Origin of the sequence: Streptomyces tyrfis, from assembly GCF_037034285.1 — a bacterium.
Taxonomy (GTDB): domain Bacteria; phylum Actinomycetota; class Actinomycetes; order Streptomycetales; family Streptomycetaceae; genus Streptomyces.
Genome location: NZ_JBAGJZ010000021.1, coordinates 91,020 through 112,472 on the forward strand (window position 1 = coordinate 91,020; position 21,453 = coordinate 112,472).

Annotated in this window: 13 protein-coding genes and 1 pseudogene; 7 read left to right on the forward strand and 7 right to left on the reverse strand. The window is 72.8% G+C overall.

Annotated elements, in window-relative coordinates; genetic code table 11:
• Window positions 1-213: 213 nt before the first annotated feature.
• Window positions 214-1,053, reverse strand: coding sequence for a GntR family transcriptional regulator (locus tag WA762_RS18080; protein ID WP_335936833.1), 840 nt, complete (start codon window positions 1,051-1,053; stop codon window positions 214-216).
• Window positions 1,054-1,299: 246 nt separating this feature from the next.
• A complete protein-coding gene (locus tag WA762_RS18085; RefSeq protein WP_335936835.1) occupies window positions 1,300-2,664 on the reverse strand; it encodes an aspartate aminotransferase family protein in 1,365 nt (454 codons plus the stop codon).
• A 624-nt stretch (window positions 2,665-3,288) separates the two neighbouring features.
• On the opposite strand from WA762_RS18085, the gene WA762_RS18090 reads away from it, so the two are divergent.
• Window positions 3,289-5,346: a serine/threonine-protein kinase gene (locus WA762_RS18090; RefSeq protein ID WP_335936836.1), complete on the forward strand. Its 2,058-nt coding sequence runs from the start codon at window positions 3,289-3,291 to the stop codon at window positions 5,344-5,346.
• A gap of 213 nt (window positions 5,347-5,559) precedes the next feature.
• On the opposite strand, the gene dnaN is transcribed toward WA762_RS18090, so the two are convergent.
• Window positions 5,560-6,687 (reverse strand): DNA polymerase III subunit beta, encoded by a 1,128-nt coding sequence (gene dnaN / locus WA762_RS18095; RefSeq protein WP_335936837.1) that lies wholly within the window; start codon window positions 6,685-6,687, stop codon window positions 5,560-5,562.
• Window positions 6,688-7,256: 569 nt separating this feature from the next.
• On the opposite strand from dnaN, the gene WA762_RS18100 reads away from it, so the two are divergent.
• Window positions 7,257-9,017, forward strand: coding sequence for a helix-turn-helix domain-containing protein (locus tag WA762_RS18100; protein ID WP_443080623.1), 1,761 nt, complete (start codon window positions 7,257-7,259; stop codon window positions 9,015-9,017).
• Between the two features lie 197 nt (window positions 9,018-9,214).
• On the opposite strand, the gene WA762_RS18105 is transcribed toward WA762_RS18100, so the two are convergent.
• A complete protein-coding gene (locus WA762_RS18105; RefSeq protein WP_335936839.1) occupies window positions 9,215-10,105 on the reverse strand; it encodes a glycoside hydrolase family 19 protein in 891 nt (296 codons plus the stop codon).
• 304 nt (window positions 10,106-10,409) lie between these two features.
• Entirely contained in the window at window positions 10,410-11,306 is an 897-nt protein-coding gene (locus tag WA762_RS18110) for a glycoside hydrolase family 19 protein (protein ID WP_335936840.1), read from the reverse strand.
• Between the two features lie 628 nt (window positions 11,307-11,934).
• On the opposite strand from WA762_RS18110, the pseudogene WA762_RS18115 reads away from it, so the two are divergent.
• Window positions 11,935-13,463 (forward strand): annotated as a pseudogene (locus tag WA762_RS18115) (substrate-binding domain-containing protein).
• 322 nt (window positions 13,464-13,785) lie between these two features.
• Here the strand turns inward: WA762_RS18115 and WA762_RS18120 are convergent.
• Window positions 13,786-15,069, reverse strand: coding sequence for an adenylosuccinate synthase (locus WA762_RS18120; RefSeq protein ID WP_335936841.1), 1,284 nt, complete (start codon window positions 15,067-15,069; stop codon window positions 13,786-13,788).
• A 185-nt stretch (window positions 15,070-15,254) separates the two neighbouring features.
• On the opposite strand from WA762_RS18120, the gene WA762_RS18125 reads away from it, so the two are divergent.
• On the forward strand, window positions 15,255-16,142 hold the full coding sequence (locus WA762_RS18125) for a diacylglycerol kinase family protein (protein WP_335936842.1): 888 nt from the start codon (window positions 15,255-15,257) through the stop codon (window positions 16,140-16,142).
• Window positions 16,143-16,587: 445 nt separating this feature from the next.
• On the forward strand, window positions 16,588-17,214 hold the full coding sequence (locus WA762_RS18130; RefSeq protein ID WP_335936843.1) for a hypothetical protein: 627 nt from the start codon (window positions 16,588-16,590) through the stop codon (window positions 17,212-17,214).
• A gap of 940 nt (window positions 17,215-18,154) precedes the next feature.
• Here the strand turns inward: WA762_RS18130 and WA762_RS18135 are convergent.
• A complete protein-coding gene (locus WA762_RS18135) occupies window positions 18,155-18,685 on the reverse strand; it encodes a GbsR/MarR family transcriptional regulator (protein WP_335936844.1) in 531 nt (176 codons plus the stop codon).
• A gap of 99 nt (window positions 18,686-18,784) precedes the next feature.
• On the opposite strand from WA762_RS18135, the gene WA762_RS18140 reads away from it, so the two are divergent.
• Together WA762_RS18140 and WA762_RS18145 are read left to right on the forward strand one after the other, a co-directional pair.
• Window positions 18,785-19,807, forward strand: a complete 1,023-nt coding sequence (locus WA762_RS18140) for an ABC transporter ATP-binding protein (RefSeq protein WP_335936845.1) — start codon at window positions 18,785-18,787, stop codon at window positions 19,805-19,807.
• Window positions 19,804-21,438, forward strand: a complete 1,635-nt coding sequence (locus tag WA762_RS18145; protein WP_335936846.1) for an ABC transporter permease — start codon at window positions 19,804-19,806, stop codon at window positions 21,436-21,438. Before WA762_RS18140 ends, WA762_RS18145 begins: the two co-directional genes overlap by 4 nt.
• The last annotated feature ends 15 nt before the right edge of the window (window positions 21,439-21,453 follow it).

Here is a 21,453-nt window from a genome sequence, read left to right on the forward strand (position 1 = left end):
GGCCGTGTCTGACAAATAGCGCCGTCCGCCCGCAGGGCGGGGCGCGCGGTGTCCGGTGCGTGCAATCGCAAGGCGGAGGATCATCCTCGTACTGGACGTACTTGGATGACTCCGACAACGCGGCGAGCAATGGGGTCTCCCCTGCTCGAGCGAAGCCGAGAGCTCGGGGAAGTGCCGGGCGTCGCGCGCCAGGCGGGATTTGTCAGACACGGCCTAAGGGCTGGGGGCGGATGGGCCCGGGGGTCCGGGGAGGCCGGTGAGCGCGGTGAGGCCGGTGGGCCCGGCGGACGTCCTGGGGGCGGCGGGGCCAGCGGCCGGCGATGCGGCCGGTGAGGGGCCCCGGTCCAGGGCGGCGGGGCCTCCGGCCGCGACTCGGTCCGCCCAGCTCAGGGCGTGCGCGTGGTGGTCGTCCATCACCGCCCGCACCGCGTCGTGATCGCAGAGGGTGATCGCGGCGACGAGTTCCGGGTGGCCGTGCCAGAGCCAGTCCCGGGCGCGCGCGTCATGGCGCAGATACGGCACCGCGAACACCCATGCCTGGACGCGCAGCCGGTGCAGGAAGTCGTTGATGTACGCGTTGTCGAAGAGCGCGCCCAACTCGCGCCAGAAGCGCAGGTCGTAGCCGATGAGGATGTCGAGGTCACCGCCCTGTGCCGCCCGGGCGGCCTCCTGGGCCCTGCGGCGCACGGCGACCAGGCAGTCCTGGTACGCCGCCGATCGCACGGCCGGGGGCGAGGCGTCGCAGCCCTGGAAGACCGTGCGGATGACGCCGTCGATGACCAGGGTGCGGGCCTCGATCATCGCCCGGTAGTCGGCGACGCTGAACTCCCGCACCCGGAAGCCCCGGTGCTGGTCGGATTCGAGCAGGCCCTGCGCCGAGAGGTCGAACAGCGCCTCGCGCACCGGAGTGGCCGAGACGCCGTACTGCTCGGCGATCTGTTTGACGGTGAACTCCCGTCCCGGCTGCAACCGCCCGGCCAGCACTTCGTCGCGCAGCGCGTCCGCGATCTGCTGCCGCAGCGTGCTGCGGGTCACAGCTCCGCCCGCGCGCATGGTGCCCCTCCCCTGCTTTCGCCTCCGGTCACCTTAAGGCAGCGGCTCCTTCTGCCCGGATCCGGGCAGAAGGATGAGCGATGGCGAACGGGAAACGACGCCGGGGGGCCGCGAGAGGCGGCGAAGGCCATTGGAGGCGCCGGAAGCGGGTGCGGGACGCCCGAGCGCGGGCGGGCCGGGACGTCGTCCGGCCCGCCCGCCCGTACGGCGCGTGCGCGCGGACGCGCACGGTTCGGAGGCGGACGGCTACCGGGTGTGCTCGTCCGCGACCGAGAGCGCCGCGTCCAGCGCCGCGAGACCCGCCCTGGCCTCTTCCTCGGTGATGTTGCAGGCGGGGACGGCGTGGGTGCGGTTCATGTTGATGAAGGGCCAGAGGCCGTTCTTCTTCGCCGCCGCGCCGAAGGCCGCCATCGGCGCGTTGGCCTCGGCCGACGGGTTGTAGGGGACCAGCGGCTCGCGGGTCTCCCGGTCGCGGACCAACTCCAGCGCCCAGAACGCGCCGACGCCGCGGACCTCGCCCACCGACGGGTGCCGCTCGGCGAGTTCGCGCAGGCCGGGGCCGAGCACGGTCTCACCGATGCGGGCGGCGTTCTCGACGACCTTCTCGTCCTCCATCACGTGGATGGTGGCGACGGCGGCCGCGCAGGCCAGCGGGTGGCCGGAGTAGGTGAGACCGCCCGGGTAGGGGCGGGTCGCGAAGGTGGCGGCGATCTCGGCGGAGATGGCGACGCCGCCGAGCGGCACATAACCGGAGTTGACGCCCTTGGCGAAGGTCATCAGGTCCGGCACGACGTCGAAGTGGTCCGCGGCGAACCACTTGCCGGTGCGTCCGAAGCCGGCCATCACCTCGTCGAGGACGAAGACGATCCCGTACCGGTCGCAGATCTCGCGGACGCCCGCCAGATAGCCGGGCGGCGGCGTCATGATGCCCGCCGTGCCGGGGATGGTCTCCAGGATGATCGCCGCGACCGTGCCGGGGCCCTCGAAGGCGAGGGTGTCCTCCAGGTGCTGGAGCGCGCGGGCACACTCCTCGGCCTCCGTGGTGGAGTGGAACGGCGAGCGGTAGAGGAACGGGGTCCAGAAGTGGACGACGCCCGCCGAACCGCTGTCGGACGGCCAGCGGCGCGGGTCACCGGTCAGGTTGATCGCGGCGGAGGTGGCGCCGTGGTACGAGCGGTACGCGGAGAGCACCTTGGTGCGCCCGGTGTGGAGCCGCGCCATCCGGATGGCGTTCTCCACGGCCTCGGCACCGCCGTTGGTGAAGAAGATCTTGTCCAGGTCGCCGGGGGTGCGCTCGGCGATCAGGCGCGCCGCCTCGGAGCGCGCCTCGATCGCGAAGGCGGGGGCGAAGGTGGCGAGTCTGCCCGCCTGCTCCTGGATCGCCGCGACGACGACGGGGTGCTGGTAGCCGATGTTGGTGTAGACGAGGCCGCTGGTGAAGTCCAGGTAGCGGTTGCCGTCGTAGTCCCAGAAGTACGCCCCCTCGGCGCCGGCGACGGCGAGCGGGTCGATGAGGTCCTGGGCGGACCAGGAGTGGAAGACGTGCGCGCGGTCGGCGGCCTTCACGGCCGCACCGGCAGCGGGGTCGGCAAGAGGGGCATGAGGGGTCATGCGGTGAGCGTAGATCGCACCGGGAGCGGGCGGACATGACCACCTTGTATGGCGTGCGGCCCTCTGGTGGGCAGGGTGTCGCGTCACGGCCCGGCGTACTCCCGTACGAGCGGGGGGCGGGGGGCGGCCGTCCCGGCCGCCTGGAGCGGCGGGGACCTTTCCGTACGCGGAGGCGTGGGGCCGCTTCCGTACGCGGAGTCGCGAGACCCGTTTCCGTACGGGGAGCAGCGGGGCCCGTTCCGTACGCCGACCGCGGGCCGCGTACCGCGAGTCGGGGGAACCGGGGTGATCCGGCGGCCGTCTCCGTCTCCGGACACCGGACGGGTGCCGGACGGGTGCCGGACAGGTGCCGGACAGGTGCCGGACAAGGTGCCGGACAGGTGCCGGGCGAGGCATCGGGCATGCACCGGCAGGCGTCCGGGCGGGCATCGGGCCGGGGAGAGAGCGGGACGAACGCGGGCAGAGACGCGGGAAGGAACGCGGAGCGAGAGGTGCGGAGCCGCCCGCGGAGGGCCTTGACCAGGCCTTCGCGGAGGGCCTTGATCCGGCTCCTTCGGGGTGTCGTCGCGCGCCGCTATCCTCAACGCGTTCCGGCGTATCGCCGCACGGGGGAGGACGCACACCATGGAGAAGCTCGGGCCTGCGGACCCACAGCGCATCGGCGGCTACCGCCTGCTGGGCCGGCTCGGCGCAGGTGGCATGGGCCAGGTGTTCCTGGCCCGCTCCGACCGCGGCCGCACCGTGGCGATCAAGCTGGTGCACGGTGAGCTGGCCGGACAGCAGGAGTTCCGCGACCGGTTCCGCCAGGAGGTGCGGGCGGCGCGCCGGGTCGGCTCCGTCTGGACGGCCCCGGTCCTGGACGCCGACACCGAGGCCGCCGTGCCCTGGGTGGCGACCGGTTATGTCGCCGGCGTCTCCCTTCAGGCCACGGTCTCCGGCCGGCCCGGCTCCGGTGCGGGTTCGGCCCCGGGCGGGTACGGGCCGCTGCCCGAGCGCTCGGTCCACATCCTGGGGGCGGGGCTGGCCCACGCGCTCCAGGCCATCCACACCGCCGGGCTCATCCATCGCGATCTCAAGCCCTCCAACATCCTGCTGACGATCGACGGCCCGCGTGTCATCGACTTCGGCATCGCCCGGGCGCTCGACACCGTCGCCGACGGCGGCCTCACCCGGACCGGGGCCCTGGTCGGCTCGCCCGGCTTCATGTCGCCCGAGCAGGTGCGCGGCGAGCGCGTGACACCGGCGTGCGACGTGTTCTGCCTCGGCTCGGTGCTGATGTACGCGTCGACCGGCCGGCTGCCGTTCGGGGCGTCCGACAGCGGTGCGCACGCGCAGATGTACCGGATCGCCCAGGAGGACCCGGACCTGACCGGCGTCCCGGTGGACCTCGTCGAGCTGATCGCGGACTGTCTGCGCAAGAATCCGGCCGCCCGCCCGTCGACGGGCGCGATACTGGAGCGCCTGCCGGACTGCGAGGCGACCGAACCGTGGCTTCCGGGCGCGCTCATCGCCCAACTCGGCCGCCACGCCATGGAACTCCTGGACTCGGAGGACCCCGAAGGCCCCGAAGTCCCGGAAGACCGGGTGGGTCCCGAGTACCGGGAGGGCCCCGGGGGCTCCGGACATCCCATGGGCCCGGGGGAACCGGCGGAGGGCCCCGGGCGATGGGCGGTCGGCGGCGGTTCCGGCACGGCGCCCATCCCGTCCGCCGGGCCCCCGGCCCCGCACGGCTTCTCCGCCTCTTCTCCCGCCTCCGCCATATCCGCCACGCCTCCGGGGTCGGAGGCGCCGGCCGACCGGACCCCCGCCGGCCCCGTCCACACCACGCCCGCCGGCGCCCCCATATCCGGGCCGTCCCCCGTGCCGCCCGCCGCGCCGCCGTCCCACGCGTACGGGTACCCGCCGCAGCAGAGCGCGCAGCCGCACCCCGGTCAGACGGGGTTCGGCGCGCCGCAGGGCGGCGCCGGGTACGGCTATCCGCAGATGCAACCCCCGTACCAGCAGCCCGGGTTCGGGGCTACGCCGCCCTACGGCCCGCTCGGGCCCCTCACCCCTCTCGGCCCCGCTCCGGAGCGGCCCGGCCCGGAACCCGTGCGGCGGGGCAGGGGAGCGACGATCGCCCTGATCCTGGTGGCCGTGCTGGTCGCGATCGGCGCGGGTGGATCCGTCTACGCGCTGATGAGCGACAAGGGCCGGAAGGCGGATCCGTCCCCCACCGCGTCGCCCTCCGACGGCGCCTCCTCGGGCGCGGACGGCGCCGGGGGCCCGACGGCCACGGATCAGAGCCGTTCCTCCGACGACCGGCGGAGCGGCTCCAACTCCGGCTCCATACCCACCGGTTTCCTGGGCGAGTGGTCGGGCTCCCTCGACAACGCCTCGGGCCGCTCCACCCGAAAACTCACCGTCCGCCAGGGCACGGTGGGCCGGAACGTCCTCACCCTCACCGCCGACGGGCCACTCGACGGCGGCGGCTCGTACCACTGCGTCTTCGAGGCCGCCCTGGCCACCGAACCGACTTCGTCCGGCACGGTGGAGGTGGGCGCCTCCACGGTGGTCGTCGGCGAGCCGATGTCGTCCTGCTCACCGGGCAAGCCCACCATGCTCACACTGCTCCCGGACGGTTCCCTGCGCCGCGAGAACATGGACGGCAGCGGGCAGTTGACCTACACCAGGTCCGGCTGACACGTCCTGGCGAGAGCCTCCCGGACGGGAGCCCTTCCGGCGGACGCCCCTCCGGCGAGCGACCTCCCGGCCCGCGCAGGACGACGACGGTGGGACGGCGGCAGCCGGACGACAGCCATGCACGACCACATCGGGTCGACAGCCATGCACGAAAGCGTCGGGACGACAGCCGTGCACGGCGGCATCGGGACGGCAACCGGGTGAAGTCTGCCTTCAGAGCAGGGGCTTGACCGACATCACAAGGTGCTGGTGATCGGGGTGCGACGCCTGCCGGAGCGCTTCCTCCCGGGACTCCCAGCCGGTGACCATCGCGCGCTGCCCCGGGCCCATCAGGTCGAAGCGGACCACCGACGTGCGGAGCAACGACAGCGCGCTCGACAGGTATTCCGGGCTGAACGCGACCGTCATCTCCTCGGCGCCGATGAGCTCGGCGTCCAGCCGCTGGGAGGCCACGTCGTCCTCGTATCCCACCTGGAGCAGCACCGAGCCGCCCGAGAAGGTCAGTCGCAACGGGCTGTTGCCCTCCGCGATCACACCGACCCGCCTGACCGCGTCGCCCAGCTCCATGCAGTCCACGAGCGCGCGGACCGGGTCCGTCATCGCGAACAGCTTGTCGTGGCGCGGGAGCCGGCCCCCCAGCAGCCGCAGCGTCGTTCGCCGTCCGCCCTGCTCGAAACCGGCCGCGCCGCCGTCCAGCGCCAGTCGGCACGGACCGGACCGGTCGAAGAAGCTGGTGATCTCGGACAGTCTGCGCGCGGACAGCAGCACATCCGCCGAGACGTCCTCCGCCCGGGGCCGCCACGGAAGCGTGCGCACCGCGAACTGGTAGCGGTCCGTCGCGGCGAGCGTCATCGTGTCGCCGTCGAGCACCAGCCGCAGACCGGTCAGCGTCGGCAGCGCGTCGTCCCAGCCCGCCGCCACCGACACCTGGGAGACCGCCTCGCCGAACGCCTCCGCGTCCACCTCGCCGATCCACTCGGGCATGTCCGGCAACGCCGGATAGTCGTCGAGCGACAGCATCGAGAGCCCGAACAGGGCATCGCCGCTCGTCAGGGACAGCCTGGCCCCCTCGATCGCGCACTCCACCGTGCCGTAGGGCAGCACCCGGCCCACGTCGACCAGCCGCCGCCCCAGGACGAGCGCCCTTCCCGGGCGGATGACCTCCGCCTCCACCTCGGTGCGCGCGGACGCCTCGTAGTCGAGACCGGATATGCGCAGTCGCCCGTCCTCCGCCTCCAGCAGCAGCCCGGCCGGCACCGGGGAGGCCGAACGGGACGGAAGGAGCCGGCTCGCCCAGATCACGGCGTCGGTCAGTGCGCTGCTCTCGATGCGGAATTCCATGGCCCTGGTCTCTCCCCGGTCGGCTCTGGCCCTGCTCGCGATCCTGATGGTGAGCCGACTCTAAAGGCCGCCACTGACAGCGGCGCGGGTGGGGAACGGTTGCGGCCGACGGCAGCGGCGACCCCCGTGAGCCGCTGCCGTCGCCCCCGTGCCCCTCCCCCGAAGGGCGCCGCAACCGTTTCCGGACTCTACGGCGTCAGGTACGCGACAGAAAGATTCAGTTCGCACTGTGTGAGCCGCCGGAAGTATCAGGTTGCACAGTGAAACCGGTACGCTGCGCTCCGGTTTTCGGCGGGCCCCGGAGGCGTGCGGACGCCCGCGTACGGACGTGCGCGCGGGGCGTACGAAGACGCCGGGCGCACGAACGCGGAGTGTCCGGCGGCACAGGGCTGCGAGGCGCGGACGCGGGGGCCCCGGAGCGTACGAAGCGCGATGCCCCGGAGCGTACGAAGCGCGATGCGCCGGAGCGCGCGACGCGTGGTGCGCCGGAGCGCGGGTAACGGAAGCGCGGGAGCGCGAGGAGCGGAGGACGGGTGCACGAGCGGGAGCGGGCCGACGACATAGTGCGGATGTACCGGCTGGCCCGAACCGGTGGCTCGCGGGAACTCCTGCGCTGGCTGGCCGGCCGGGCCGGCGGCTGGGCCGGGCTGCTCGACCCGGGCGGCGGCGTCCTGCACGGCGTGACCAGGGGCCCGGACGTCGCCGACGCGACGACGCCCGGCCGCGCCGGGACCAGCCGCCCCACACCGCCGGCGGAACGCCCCACGCCGTCGACGGAGCGCTCCGCACCGTCAGCGGGACGCCCCGCACCGTCGACGGGTCGCCCCACGCCCCCAGCGGTGCCCTCCGCTCCGGCCGCCGGTACCGCCGCGCGGGCCGCCGAGGCCGCCGCGCTGGCGGCCGAGGGAGCCAGGCAGCTGGCCTCGCACGGCGCGCGCTCCTCCTCGTTCGACCGGGGACGGCACACCGCGCTGCTCCTCCGCCTCGACGGCCCGCCCGACACCGCTCCCCCGCTGCTGGCCGTCGTCGCCCCGCGCCCGCTGCCGGAGCGGCTCGCCACCCTCGTCTCCGACGTCGCCGCACCGCTCGCCATGTGCTGGTCGGCGGAGACCGTGGAACGCCGGCGCCGCCGTGTGGACCTGGCGGAGTCACGCAACCGGGAGGCGGTCCTGCACCTGATCATGACGGGCCAGCTGTCCATCGCGCATCAGGTCGCGGGCGCGCTGAAGCCCGAACTGCCCGACCCGGTACGGGTGTACGTCGTGGAATGCCCCGCAGGGCGCCGCGACGAGGTGGCCCGGGTCTGCGCGGAGCTGTCCGGCGGCAGGTCCTGGATCGTGCGGTGCCCGGTGTACGCGCGCCACCTGATCCTGATCACGCCGGCCGGACCGCACGCGACCGCCTCGCCGTCCGCCCGGCCGGACGCGACCGCCCCGCCGGTCGGGCGGCGGATCGCCGACGCGGTGGAGGAGTGCGTCGTCGGGGCCGGCGAGGACGTACCGCTGTCCGACACGGCGATCGGGTACCGCCAGGCGTTCCACGCCCTGGCCGTGGCCCGTGGACTGCCCGCCCGGCACGCCCGGTTCGGCTCCGCGCCGGAGGCGGCGCTGGTCGTCGGCGCGGCCGGTGCGCGCTGGGCCGACGAGCTGCTGCACCCGCTGCTCACCCACGTACCGCGGCGCGGCCAGGACCCCGGGAGTCAGGAGCTCACCGCGACGCTCTCCTCCTGGCTGTCGTTCTCCTCGCACGCCACCCAGCATCTGAAGATCCACCGGAACACCCTCGCGGCTCGGCTGCGGCTGATCGGTGAACTGCTCGGCCTCGACCTGACCCGGCTCGCCGACCAGGCCGCCCTCGACCTGGCCCTCCGCATCCGCGCCACCCCGAGCGTGCCCCGCACGGACCCGCGGACGCCCGGAGACCCAGGAACGCCCGGGAACCCAGGTACGCCTGGAACGCCTGGAACGCCTGGAACGCCTGGGGCGTACGAGACTCCCGCGGCCCCCGGCCCCCGCCCGCTTCTGGACGACATCCTGCGCGGACCGGCCGTCCAGGAGTGGGCGGCGCACCAGTTGCGCCCGCTCGCCGCACCGGGCGACTCCCGCCCGGCCGCCGACCCGCACACCACCCTTCGCGTCTGGCTGGACTGCGAGGCCCAACTGGCCCGGACCGCCGCCGTGCTGGGCATCTCGGTGCCGGGCGTGCGCAAGCGGCTCACGCGTCTCGAAGCGGCGCTCCAGCGCTCGCTGCTCCAGGCCCCGAGCGCCCGCTACGACCTGTGGCTGGCCTTCCGGGCCCTGGAGGTCGCCGGCACGCCCACCACCCCCTGAAGCCGAGGCCCTGAAGCCGAGCGCCGGGGCCCTGGCTCAGGGGGGCCGGGCGCCGGGCCCGGGGCGCGTACGCGTGATGGGGGCGCGTCCGGCAGGGCCGGATGCGCCCCCATCACGTGCGGGAGAGGATTCCTCACCCGCCGACGCGCGCGGCACGCACGGCGGCGGGTGAGGAATCCGCGGACCAGCGGGGCCGGTCAGCAGCTGAGGTTGTTCCCTGGGGTGGTGCCCAGGATCTGCACGAACGCCTTGTAGCGGTCGATACGGCTCTGGACCTGGGCGGGGTTGCCGCCATTGCACTCCAGGCTGCCGTTGATGGAGCGGATGGTCTCGCCGAACCCGGCGCCGTTCACCATCGCCTGGTGCGCGGTCATGGTGCCGGGCCCGTTCTGCGTGTTCCAGTACCAGAGGCCGGTCCGCCAGGCGACCGCGGCGTCCTGCTCGACCAGGTACGGGTTGCCCAGCAGGTCGATGCCGAGGGCGTCGCCCGCGGCCTTGTAGTTGAAGTTCCAGCTGAGCTGGATAGGACCGCGGCCGTAGTACGCGGCCTGCCCGGCCGGGCAGCCGTAGGGCTGGCTGCTGTCGCAGTAGTGCGGGTAGTTCGACGTGTTCTGCTCGACCACGTACACCAGGCCGCCCGTCTCATGGCTGACGTTGGCGAGGAACGCCGCCGCCTCCTGACGCTTGACGGTGTCGCTGCCGGTGTTGGCGAAGCCCGGGTAGGAACTCAGCGCCGCCGTCAGTCCGTTGTACGTGTAGAAGGGGTTCCGGTTCGGGAACATCTGGTTGAACTGGGCCTCGCTGACGACGAATCCGGACGGGTTGCCCGGGTCCGTGCCACCGCCGCCACCGCCGCAACTGCCCTGATCGGCCCAGACGTCGGAGCTGCCGGGCGTCTCGTTCTGGGTCCACCACTTGGCGGTCCAGTTGTGTCCGTTGTAGGAGGCCGTGCCGCCGCCGGTGTAGACGGACGAGGGGTTCCAGGGTGCCGCGCAGTCGGCCGCCGCGGCCGTCGTGGCGGGGAGGACGACGACCATGGCGACGACCGCGCCCAGCGCGGCGAACAGGCCCAGGATGCGTCTGATCACGTGATCACTCCTTCGATGCGGCGCACCGAAACGGACGGTGCGCCGCCATGGGGGGTGACGGCCACTCAAGCGCCGCCGCTCGAAGCCTGTCAAGGTCTAGACCATCCTCGGAAACTCTTGCGAATCGGCGCCTCCGGGGCGGGGCCGCCGCGTCCGAGGTCGCCCGCAACCGCCCTCAACAGACGTAATGCAGGCGGGAGTTCGTATAGCTGACGGGTGATCAGGGATCGGCTGGCCCGAAGGAAACGCCCGGGCCCGTCCAACATGCGGAACGCGTTTCTCCATTCAGCAGGACAGCCGGGAGTCAGCAGGACAGCTGGGAGCCCGGCGCCACGTCGAGGATGCCGGTGATCCGCTCGTACCCGGCGACTCGTGCCGCCACCGAACCGGGATTGCCGCCGTCGCACTCCAGGGCCCCGTTCAGCGAGCGGATCGTCTCACCGAAGCCCGCGCCGCCGACCATGGCGTCGTGCGAGGTCATGGTGCCGGGGCCGTTCTGCGTGTTCCAGTACCACAGGGCCGTCCGCCAGGCGACGGACGGATCCTGCTCCACCAGCCAGGGGTTGTGGAGCAGGTCGAGCCCGAGCGCGTCGCCGGCGGCCTTGTAGTTGAAGTTCCAGCTGAACATGATCGGGCCCCGGCCGTAGTAGGCCGCCTGCCCCGCCGGACAGCCGTAGGGCATGCTGTAGTCGCACTTGCGCCAGTAATTGGCCTCGTTGATCTCCTTCACATACCGCAGCCCGACCGACTCGAAGTCGGCGTGGGTCAGGAACGCGGCGGCCTCCCGGGCGCGCGTCTCCGGCGTCCCGGTGTTCGCGAAGCGCGGGTAGGCATGCAGGGCGTCGATCAGGCCCTGATACGTGTAGAAGGGGTCCCGGTCCGGGAAGATCCGGTCGAACTGGGCCTCGCTGATCACGAAGTCGGAGACCCCGCCCGTACAGGCCCCCCGGTCGGCCCAGACGGCCGCCGCGCCCGGACTCCCGTTCCGTGTCCACCACTTGGCCGTCCAGTTGCGTCCATGGTGCGATACGCCGACGCCCGCCGTGTACTCGGCCGAGGCACTCCACACGGGCGCGCACTCCGCCGTCACGGACGCGGCCGCGTGCGCGGCTGTCGCCGTGGCGACGGCGGGGAGAAGGCAGGCGACCGTCGTGACGACGGCGCCCAGCACGGCCAGACGGCTCCTGATGCGGTTCAGCACTGCACACTCCTTCGGCGGGGCACGCCGAACACCCGGCGAGCCGACTGCGCGTCCCGCCACTGAAGCCGCATTGGTCTGGACCTGTCAAGGGTGTAGTTCCTGCCTCCTCCCGGATGCCCCGCCCCAAGGCATCCGCCCGAAAGGCGCCGCCCGGAGGGCCCCAGCCGAAGGCCCCCGCCCTGGACACCTGCCCAAGGCGTCGCCCCGAGCGAGCGGTGGGACGGTATGCACGGATTCGGCCACCCCATGGAATCAGCCGCGATACGGGCGGAGAACGGCGGGCGAATGCCTGCCGACGAGCTCTCTCGGCCCTCGCCCGCCCTCCGGCGCTCGTACCGTGTCCCCGGGATCGGGGCCGCACACAGGTACGACACCGGCTGGAACCGGCCATCGCACCACGCCCGGTTCGACCCACCGCACAGGACCGGCCGGCCGGTCGCACAGGACCGACCCACCACGTGGCGGACCGCATGACGGACCGGCCCGTGACGGACCGGCCGTCCCAACCGACCGGTCGACCCAACCGACCGATCGACCGATCGACCGACCGGCCGACGACCAGCCGCACACCGGCACCGCTCGGGGCCCGTCCCCCCGAGCGTCCGGACGAGGGGAGTGCGAGGAAATCATGGAGTGGTTCAGCGCCGAGAACGTCGTGGCCGTGGCCACCACCGTCCTGGGCGTGCTGGCGTCCATCGGCGTGCTCTGGTACGAGCGCCGGGTGCCCCGCCGCAAACACATCGGCTACCGGGTCCAGATGGACACCCCGATCGGAAGCGCCGTCAGCGAGGGCCGGGCCGACGTCCGGCTCGGCCTCTTCAGCGAGACGCCCGACATGGCCGACGCCACGCTCGTTCTGCTGCGGATCGAGAACGACGGCTCCCAGTCCATCGCGGACAACGACTACACCGGACGCGACCTGCACGGCCTGACCGTCGAGTTCACGGGTCGCACGGTACGCGGCATCGCGGTCACCCAGGCGCCCGGCGCCGACCATCTGATGGAGCACTTCGCACCGGACGGCGGGATGCGCCACGAGGGCCCGCTCATCCGGCTGCCCCGTGTACCGCTCAACCGCGGCGAGCACTTCAAGCTGCTGGTGCTGCTCGCCGGCGGGACCGTGGACAGTCCGATCAGGATCACCGGCGGTATCCGGGACGGGGAGGTGACGCCGAACCGTGCCGCGCGCCCCGACGACAAGCCGCCGATGTTCGGGCGGGCCGCCCGGCTGATCACCGTGGCGCTGACCGTCTGCGTCATCACCCTCGCCTCGATCATCCTGGTACGGGACGACAGCCCGCCCCCGATGGGCTGCGTCCGCGGCCGGCTGACGGTGACCGGTTCCACCGCCTTCGAGCCCGTTCTGCGCGAGCTGGCGGACAAGTACGAGAAGGCGTGCGAGGGCTCCCGCATCGACGTCGACCCGCCCGGCAGCACCGCGGGCGTACGGGAACTGGCCGAACGCGGGGCGAAGTCCGGGAAGTCCGGCTCGCCCGCGCTGATCGCCCTCTCCGACGGCCCCAAGCCGGACGGCTTCCCCCAACTCCGCGAGAGCCGGGTCGCCGTCTCGCTCTTCCGCCTCGTCGTCAACGACCGGGTGCCGCTGAAGAACCTGACCCTCGCGGACGTCCTGAGGCTCTACCGGGGCGACATCCGCAACTGGAAGGAACTCGACGGGCCCGACCTGCCCGTTCTCCTGGTGAGCCGGGACGCCAACTCCGGGACCCGCGAGGTCTTCCAGCGCCGTGTGCTCGGCCGCAACGAACCCGCCCAGTCCTCCCGCGACTGCGTCACGAAGGACGACCCGCAGGCCCCGGTCATCCGCTGCGAACTCGACTCCACGGAACAGGTGCTGTCCGCCGTGGGCCGGCTCGACGGAGCGATCGGCTACAGCGAAGTGCGGTCCGGTACCAGGCTGTCGGGGGCCCACCAGCTCGCCATCGAGTCCGCCGTCCCGTCCGTCGACACGATCGGCACGGGCACGTACCCGTTCCGGGAGATCGAGTACGCCTACACCTATGGCCGGCCGCCCGCCGACTCCCTGGCCTCCAGCTTCCTGGCCTATCTGAGCCGGGGCAACGGCCAGGACGTCATCCGCGCCCGGGGCACCTGCCGTGCGCCACCCCGCAGGGCCTGCGCGTCTGCGGCGAGAACTGACCCCGCCGGCCGCGGGACCGTGCTCCCGCCCCCGGAGACCACCGCGCAGGAAGCCACGGCACGCAGGAAGCCGCCACGCGCACGCGGGCCACCGCGCGCACGGGCCCGGACTCGGGACCGGCCGGGCATGCGCGGTCGCACCTGCGGCCCAGGGGCGGAACGTGAGGGCCGACGCACGCGAGCCCCGGCCGGAACACACGCGAGTGAGGGCCGGGACATGCCGTCCCGGCCCTCATCACCGCGCTCTCGGCCCACCGCGCTCACGGCGTCGGTGAGACCACCTGCCGGGCGAACCCCGCAGGACCCGCCGGGGCGAAAGCCCCTAGAGGAAGGAGTTGATCTCGATGGTCTCGGTGCGGCCGGGGCCGACGCCGATCGCGGAGATCGGGGCTCCGGACATGTCCTCCAGCGCCTTCACGTACGCCTGCGCGTTCTTCGGCAGATCGGAGAAGGTCTTGGCCTTCGTGATGTCCTCCGACCAGCCCGGCAGCATCTCGTACACCGGCTTCGCGTGGTGGAAGTCGGTCTGGCTGTACGGGAGTTCCTCGACCCGCTTGCCGTCGATCTCGTACGCGACGCAGACCGGGATCTGCTCCCAGCCGGTCAGCACGTCCAGCTTGGTGAGGAAGAAGTCGGTGAGACCGTTGACCCGGGTCGCGTACCGCGCGATCACCGCGTCGAACCAGCCGCAGCGGCGGTCGCGGCCGGTGGTGACGCCGCGCTCGCCGCCGATCCGGCGCAGCGCCTCGCCGTCCTCGTCGAACAGCTCCGTCGGGAACGGCCCGGCGCCGACGCGCGTGGTGTACGCCTTGAGGATGCCGATGACCCGGCTGATCTTCGTCGGGCCCACGCCGGAACCGGTGCAGGCGCCGCCCGCGGTCGGGTTCGACGAGGTGACGAACGGGTACGTGCCGTGGTCGACGTCGAGCAGCGTGCCCTGACCGCCCTCGAAGAGGACGACCTTGCCCTCGTCGATGGCGTTGTTCAGGATCAGCGTCGTGTCCGCGATGTAGGGCTTGATCTGCTCCGCGTACTGGAGCATCTCCTCGACGATCTTGGCGGGCTCGATGGCGCGCCGGTTGAAGGCCTTGGCGAGGAGCTGGTTCTTCTGCTCCAGGGCCGCCTCGACCTTCTGCTCCAGGATCGACTCGTCGTAGAGGTCCTGGACGCGGATGCCCACACGGTTGATCTTGTCGGCGTATGTCGGGCCGATGCCGCGGCCGGTCGTGCCGATCCTCCGCTTCCCGAGGAAGCGTTCCGTCACCTTGTCGATCGTGACGTTGTAAGGGGTGATCAAATGGGCGTTGCCGCTGATCAGTAGCTTGGACGTATCCACGCCACGCTCGTTCAGCCCGCTCAGCTCGGAGAGCAGGACCGCCGGATCGACGACGACACCGTTTCCGATGACCGGGGTGCACCCCGGCGAGAGGATTCCGGAGGGGAGGAGATGCAGTGCGTACTTCTGGTCGCCGACGACCACCGTGTGTCCGGCGTTGTTTCCGCCCTGATAGCGCACCACGTAGTCAACGGAGCCACCGAGCAGGTCGGTGGCCTTTCCCTTGCCCTCGTCACCCCACTGAGCACCGAGCAGCACAAGTGCGGGCACAGGCGTACACCCCTTCCGGGCGGGGCATGTCCAAGGTCAGGGGGCGTACGAAACGCCGTACATGCCGTACGGCGCCGTACGGCAGTGCCTGAACCGTCGAACCGGGTGCCCCGGTATAGACGAAGCCCCTGGCGCAATAGCGCAAGGGGCTCTTGCACCAAGATGCTACCCGAGGAAGGACCGAGGTGTCGGCTGCCCAGCCCCCCGGCGACGGTGCGCACCAGCTGCTGGTGGTCATCGACCCGGTAGCCCGCCGGACCGACGGCGAGTCCGTTCGCATCGCGAAGGACGTGCTCAGCGCCGGTTCGCATGCCAAGATCTGCCTGCCCGAAGGGCCCGAGGAGTTCGCGCGGGCCCTGTCCCGCCGGGGTTGCCGGCGGCCGGTGGTGGTCGGCGACGACCACGCGTTGCGGCAGGCGGTGACGCTGCTGCACCGGGAGCGGGAGTCGGGCGAGAAGTCGCTGTCGCTGGTCCCGGTCGGCGCCCCCGCCTCGCTGGAACTCGCCCATTCGCTCGGCGTGCCCCGGGGCGCTGTGGCTGCGGCGCGCACCGCGCTGGACGGCGCCGTGCGCAGGCTGAACCTGCTGGTCGACGACAGCGACGGCGTCGTCCTGGGGGCCCTGCACATTCCGGCCCCGAGCGCGCCGCCGGACGCCATGGCCGCCCCCACCGGGGTGACGGCGGTGTGGGACACCTGCCGCTCGCTGGTCCGCTCCCTGGTACGCCCGGCCCCCTCGGCGCCGGCGGGCGCGGCCCGCACGCACCGGCTGCGTGTCGAGGCGGACGGCGTCCTGCTGAACGACCTGGACCGCCCGGTCGAGTCCGTGACGGTGACCTCGCGGAACCGCGACGGGGGCCTCGCGGAGGTGGTGATACGTCCTCCGGCGGCCGCGCCGGTCATGGCGGAGGCGAAGGCGGTCACGGTCTCGGGCGCGGACTTCCGCTATCGGGCCGATGTGCAGGTCGGCGGCCCGGTCAGGACGCGCACCTGGACCGTACGGGCGGGGGCCTGGGGGCTGGTGCTGCCGGTGACCGAGCCCGAAGCCGGGGCCGGGGCGGAAGCGGTGGGGTAGCGACGGCCGAAGCGGAACCACAACGGCCGCCATCCGGGCACCTGGGGCGAAACCACCCGGCGCGGGCCCGCCCGCCCCGGAAACTTCGACCCCGGACACTTCGACCCCGGAACCCTCCGCCCCGGAAACTTCCACCCCGCAACCTGTCGACACAGGCCCTGTCCGGCACGGAACCTTCCAGGGCAGGGCCTTCCCGGCACGGCAACTCGAAAGCTCGGCACTCGGAAACCCGGCGGCCCGGGCGTGGGAACCACGGCTTGGACGTGGGGCCCCAGGGCCTGGACGTGGAACCCAGCGCTTGGGCGTGGAGCCCGCCGCCCTGGGCGTGGAGCCCGCCGGCCTGGGCGTGGAGCCCGCCGGCCTGGGCGTGGAGCCCGCCGGCCTGGGCGTGGAACCCGGGACGCGGGAGCGAACGAAGCGGAACGGACGGAGGGCGGGGCGAAGCTTGTCGAACGACACCCACGACACGGCCCCGGTGGTCGACGCCGCCAACCTGACCGACGCGGACACCGTGGCCGACGTGGCCGACGTGGCCGACGTGGCCGACGTGGCCGACGCGAATGCCGTGGTCGACACGGATGCCAGGGCCGGCGCTGAGCCCGAGACCGGCGCGGATGCCGAGAACGGCACGGACCCCGTGGCCGACGCCACCGACGCCGCCGACTCCGATGGGTCGGGACCAGGCGCCGAGGCGGACCGGCCCGAAGGGACCGGATCCTCCATCGGGGTGACCCCGGCGGCGGGGGCGGCACCGGTAGCGGCGGGGACGGCACCGGTAGCACTCGATCGGCCGAGAACGGCGGAGGCACTGGAACGGTACCGACGCTCGGCCCTCACCTGGGCGGGTGCGGGTACGACACTGCTGGTCGTCGCCCCGCTCCTAGCCCTTCTCGGAGATGGCTTCGCCTCGGCCGCCCCGACCGTCGCCGGTCCGGGCGCGGCGGTGCTGCTGGGCGGGGCCGCCGTGCGGGCCCGGGCCGGGCCCGGCGGATGCGGAGGATCCTCGGAGCCGGGCCGTGGACCGCCCACACTTCGGTCGCCCTGCAGCGCGGGACACGGGGCGCCGCCGTAGTGTCGGGCGGACCCGGACCAGGTGAGCTGTTGGCCCTGGTGCCGCACACCGCGGGGCGGGCGTCGGACGCATCCCGCCATGACCGGGCGGGCAACCGCCCACCGGCGACCGGATCCCACCGGGGGACCGATGCCGACTCCAGCTGCGGGACCATTGCTGACTCCGATAGCAGGTCCGAGGCCGGATCCAAGGCCGGATCCGAGGCCGGGTTCGCTCCGGCCGGATCCGCTCCGGGCGGCTACGACTCGTTCGCGGCTGCGGCGGAGCAGCAGGCCCGGCTGCGCGGCCCGGACCCCGTGGCACCTCGCCCGGTCGGTGATGTGCGGCCGGGGCAGGCGGTGCGGTGGTGGCGGGTGCCCGAGCTGCGGGAGGCCGCCGGCGCGTGGACACCGCTGTGGTCGCTGGGTTACGCGGGCTCGATCGCGGTGCTGTCCGGAACCCTGGGCCGCGAGCAGATCCCGGATCTGCTGAGGGTGGTTGCCGTGTTGAGCGCCGCGTTCGGGCTGTTCACGGCCTGGCGGGCGATCGCCTCGGGAATCCCGACAGCACGTCTGGTGGCCCATGCCGCCGTCGCTCCGGCTTCCAGGATCCACCGGTACGCGCTGCTTCACGACGGATCGGGACACGGCGCGGGCACCGGGCCCGTGCTCGTCGTCTTCCCGGCTGAGCGAACGGACGGTGGCGGCGCCTCCTCGGAACCGCTCCGCGCCCGTTCGACAGAGGGCGCGGGCGAGGGGCCGCAGAAGAGTCCCGAAGAGCCACACGAAGTACCCGGGGAGGTGCGCGGCGAGACGCCCGGTGGGACCGGCGGAGTCGGTGTCTCGCCGGAGGGGCTGCTGCGCATTCTCCCTCCGGGACCCGTCAATCACCCCTGGGCCGGACTGCCCGCGCCGACCGGCACCGTCGAACTGCGTGGATGGCTCGACGGACGGTCGGTGCGTCAGGGAGCGCGGGTTTCGTCGGCGGTCGGCAGGTCGAGGGTCTTCCGGTACTCGCTCCAGCGGTCCATCATCCCGGCCAACTCCGCCTGCACGAACTCGAAGAACGCCGCGGTCTCCGCGAGTCTGGCCCCGGCCGGGGTGTGTTCGCCCAGGACGTGGGCACCCTCCTTGAGCGTGCTCTCCCAACGGGTGAGCACCCGGTCGCGGTTGGCGAAGGTGGTGTACCAGAGCTCGTCGTGCAACCGGTAGCGGTCCCGCCGCGAGCCCGGTTCGCGCTCGCGGCCGACCATGCTCACCTGCGTGAGGTAATTGATCGCGCCGGACACCGCGGCGGGGCTGATCTGCAGCGCCAGGGCCAGCTCGGCGGACGTCATCGTCCCGTCGTCGTCCGCGAGGAGCGCGGCGAAGACACGCGACGCCATCCGCTGCATCCCCGCTGATGTCAGATCGGAGGCGAACCGCTCCACGAACCGGGACACGGCCTCCGCGTCCCGCCCGGCACGCGCGCTCTGTTCGGTCTCGCCGGCCATCACCGATCGTCTCCCCTGCTTCTCCGGTCCTCACCGTGCCCCCAAGTTTATACGCTTCCTTAACTTCACAAGTTCATGAAAGTAGCGTAGCTTCAAAACATGACGAAGGCAATCACGGTGGCCGGGCTGCACAAGTCGTTCGGTCGGACGCACGCGCTGGACGGTCTGGACCTCGCGGTCGAGACCGGTGAGGTCCACGGCTTCCTCGGGCCCAACGGCTCCGGGAAGTCCACCACCATCCGGGTGCTGCTGGGTCTGCTGCGGCCCGACTCCGGCACCGCCCGGCTGCTCGGCCGCGATCCGTGGGCCGACGCGGTCGAGCTCCACCGGCGGGTGGCGTATGTCCCCGGTGACGTCACGCTGTGGCGCAACCTGTCGGGTGGTGAGGTGATCGACCTGTACGGGCGGCTGCGCGGCGGCCTCGACCGGAGCCGGCGGGCCGACCTCGTCGAGCGGTTCGAGCTCGACCCGACGAAGAAGGGGCGCACGTACTCCAAGGGCAACCGGCAGAAGGTCGCCCTCGTCGCCGCCTTCGCCTCCGACGTGGATCTGCTGATCCTCGACGAGCCGACCAGCGGCCTCGATCCGCTGATGGAGGGGGTCTTCCAGGGCTGCGTCGCCGAGGAACGCGCGCGCGGGCGGACGATCCTGCTGTCCAGTCACATCCTCAGCGAGGTCGAGACGCTCTGCGACCGGGTCAGCATCATCCGTCAAGGGCGGACGGTCGAGACCGGCTCGCTCGCGGAGATGCGCCATCTGACCCGGACGAACATCAGCGCCGAGCTGGCCGGCGCGCCCGACGGGCTGGCCCGTCTGCCCGGCGTCCACGACCTCCAGGTCCAGGGCCTGCGGGTGACACTCCAGGTCGACACGGACAAGCTGGACGCGGTGCTCAGAACGCTCTCCGCAGCGGGCGTCCGGACGCTGACCAGCACACCGCCCACGCTGGAGCAGCTCTTCCTCCGCCACTACGCGACGGAATCGGCGGACGCGACCGCCTCGACGGACGGGTGGAGCGCAGCCGTCACGACCGGCGCACCGAGCCCGACCGGCAGAGCGGACGGGACGGACGGGACGGACGGGACGGACGGCGGCGAGGACATGGAGGTGACGGCGCGATGACCGCTGTGACCACGGCCGCCTCCCCCGGTGCGGGGGCCCGGGCCGGCTCCCTGAACGAGCAGTTCGCCGGTGTCTGGACACTGCTGCGGCTCGCTCTGCGGCGCGACCGGATCATGATGCCGATCTGGGTGATCGTGCTCGGCGGCTCCTTCGCCTCGGTCGGCAAGTCCTTCGCCTCGCTGTATGACACCGCGGCTCAGCGCGCCGAGCTGGCCGCGTCGATGAACGGCAACAGCTCCCTCCGGGCGCTGTACGGGCCGGTCTTCGACGACTCCGTGGGCGGGCTGGTCAGTTGGCGGATGGTCTGTTTCGGCGGGGCGCTGGCCGCCGTGATGAGCCTGATCGTCGTCATACGGCACACTCGGGAGGAAGAGGAGACCGGCCGTCAGGAGATGCTCTCCTCCGCGATGGTGGGGCGCCGCGCCCCGCTGACCGCCGCACTGCTCGCCGCGTTGATCGCCAACGCGGCGCTGGCGCTGGTCATCGCGGTCGGCCTGGCCGGGTCGGGTGCCGGTGGGCCGGGCGCGGTGGCACTCGCCGCAGCGGTCGCCGGGACCGGTGTGCTGTTCGCCTGCACGGCGGCGACGGCCGCGCAGTTCACCGAGAGCGCGCGGCTCGCGAAGGGGCTCACGGCGGCGGTGCTCGGTGCCGCGTTCGTCCTGAAGGCGGCGGGCGACGCGGCGACGGACGACGGCTCGTCCGTTCTGACCTGGCTCTCGCCCCTCGGCTGGGCGGAGAACGTCCGGGCATACGCCCTGACCCGCTGGTGGGTGCTGCTCCTCATGGCCGCCGCGATCGCGGTTCAGGCCGTCCTCGCGTACGCCCTGGCGGGGCGGCGTGATGTCGGCATGAGCTTCCTGGCGACCCGGCCCGGGCCCGCGCGGGGCCGGATCGCGTCGGCGTCCGGGCTCGCGCTGCGACTCCAGCGGGGTGCGCTGCTCGGGTGGACGTTGTCCTTCGCCGCTGTCGGCGTCGTCTTCGGCGGGCTGACCGACGGGGCGGCGGACCTCGTCGGCGACAACCCGAAGACACAGGAGATCTTCGAGCGGATGGGCGGGCAGACCGGCCTGACCGACGCGTTCCTCGCGGCGATGGTCTCCATGCTGGGCGTGGTCGCGGCGCTGTACACCGTGGCGTCGGTGCTGCGGCTGCACGGCGAGGAGACCGCCGGGCGCGCCGAACCCGTGCTCGCCTGCGGGGTGAGCCGGCCGCGCTGGGCGGCGGGGCATCTGGTCCTCGCGTTCGGCGGGGCGGCCCTGATCATGGTGGTGGGCGGTCTCGGCCTGGCCGCCGGCCACGGGCACCGGCTCCCGGCCGTGCTGGGGGCGGCTCTGGTCCAGCTGCCGGCGATCTGGCTGCTGGGCGGTGTCACGGTCCTGCTGTACGGGGCGTTCCCGAAGGCCGCCACGGCGTCCTGGGGCGTGGCGGGGATATGCCTGGCACTGGGATGGATCGGGCCCGCCCTGGATCTGCCGCAACCGGTGATGGACGTGTCGCCGTTCACCCATCTGCCGAAACTGCCGGGCGGCTCCGGAATGGAGTGGGGTCCCGTGCTGGCGTTGACGGTGACCGCGGCGGCTCTGGTTGGCGCCGGAATGGTGGCGCTGCGAAGACGCGATGTCCTGACCTGACCCGGTGGCACGGGT

Coding starts and splice junctions, on each gene's coding strand:
- WA762_RS18090 (WP_335936836.1), top strand. CDS start 3,289: ATGGAGAAGCTCGGGCCTGCGGACCCACAGCGCATCGGCGGCTACCGC.
- WA762_RS18100 (WP_443080623.1), top strand. CDS start 7,257: ATGTACCGGCTGGCCCGAACCGGTGGCTCGCGGGAACTCCTGCGCTGG.
- WA762_RS18145 (WP_335936846.1), top strand. CDS start 19,804: ATGACCGCTGTGACCACGGCCGCCTCCCCCGGTGCGGGGGCCCGGGCC.
- WA762_RS18080 (WP_335936833.1), bottom strand. CDS start 1,053: ATGCGCGCGGGCGGAGCTGTGACCCGCAGCACGCTGCGGCAGCAGATC.
- WA762_RS18135 (WP_335936844.1), bottom strand. CDS start 18,685: ATGGCCGGCGAGACCGAACAGAGCGCGCGTGCCGGGCGGGACGCGGAG.
- dnaN (WP_335936837.1), bottom strand. CDS start 6,687: ATGGAATTCCGCATCGAGAGCAGCGCACTGACCGACGCCGTGATCTGG.
- WA762_RS18085 (WP_335936835.1), bottom strand. CDS start 2,664: ATGACCCCTCATGCCCCTCTTGCCGACCCCGCTGCCGGTGCGGCCGTG.
- WA762_RS18140 (WP_335936845.1), top strand. CDS start 18,785: ATGACGAAGGCAATCACGGTGGCCGGGCTGCACAAGTCGTTCGGTCGG.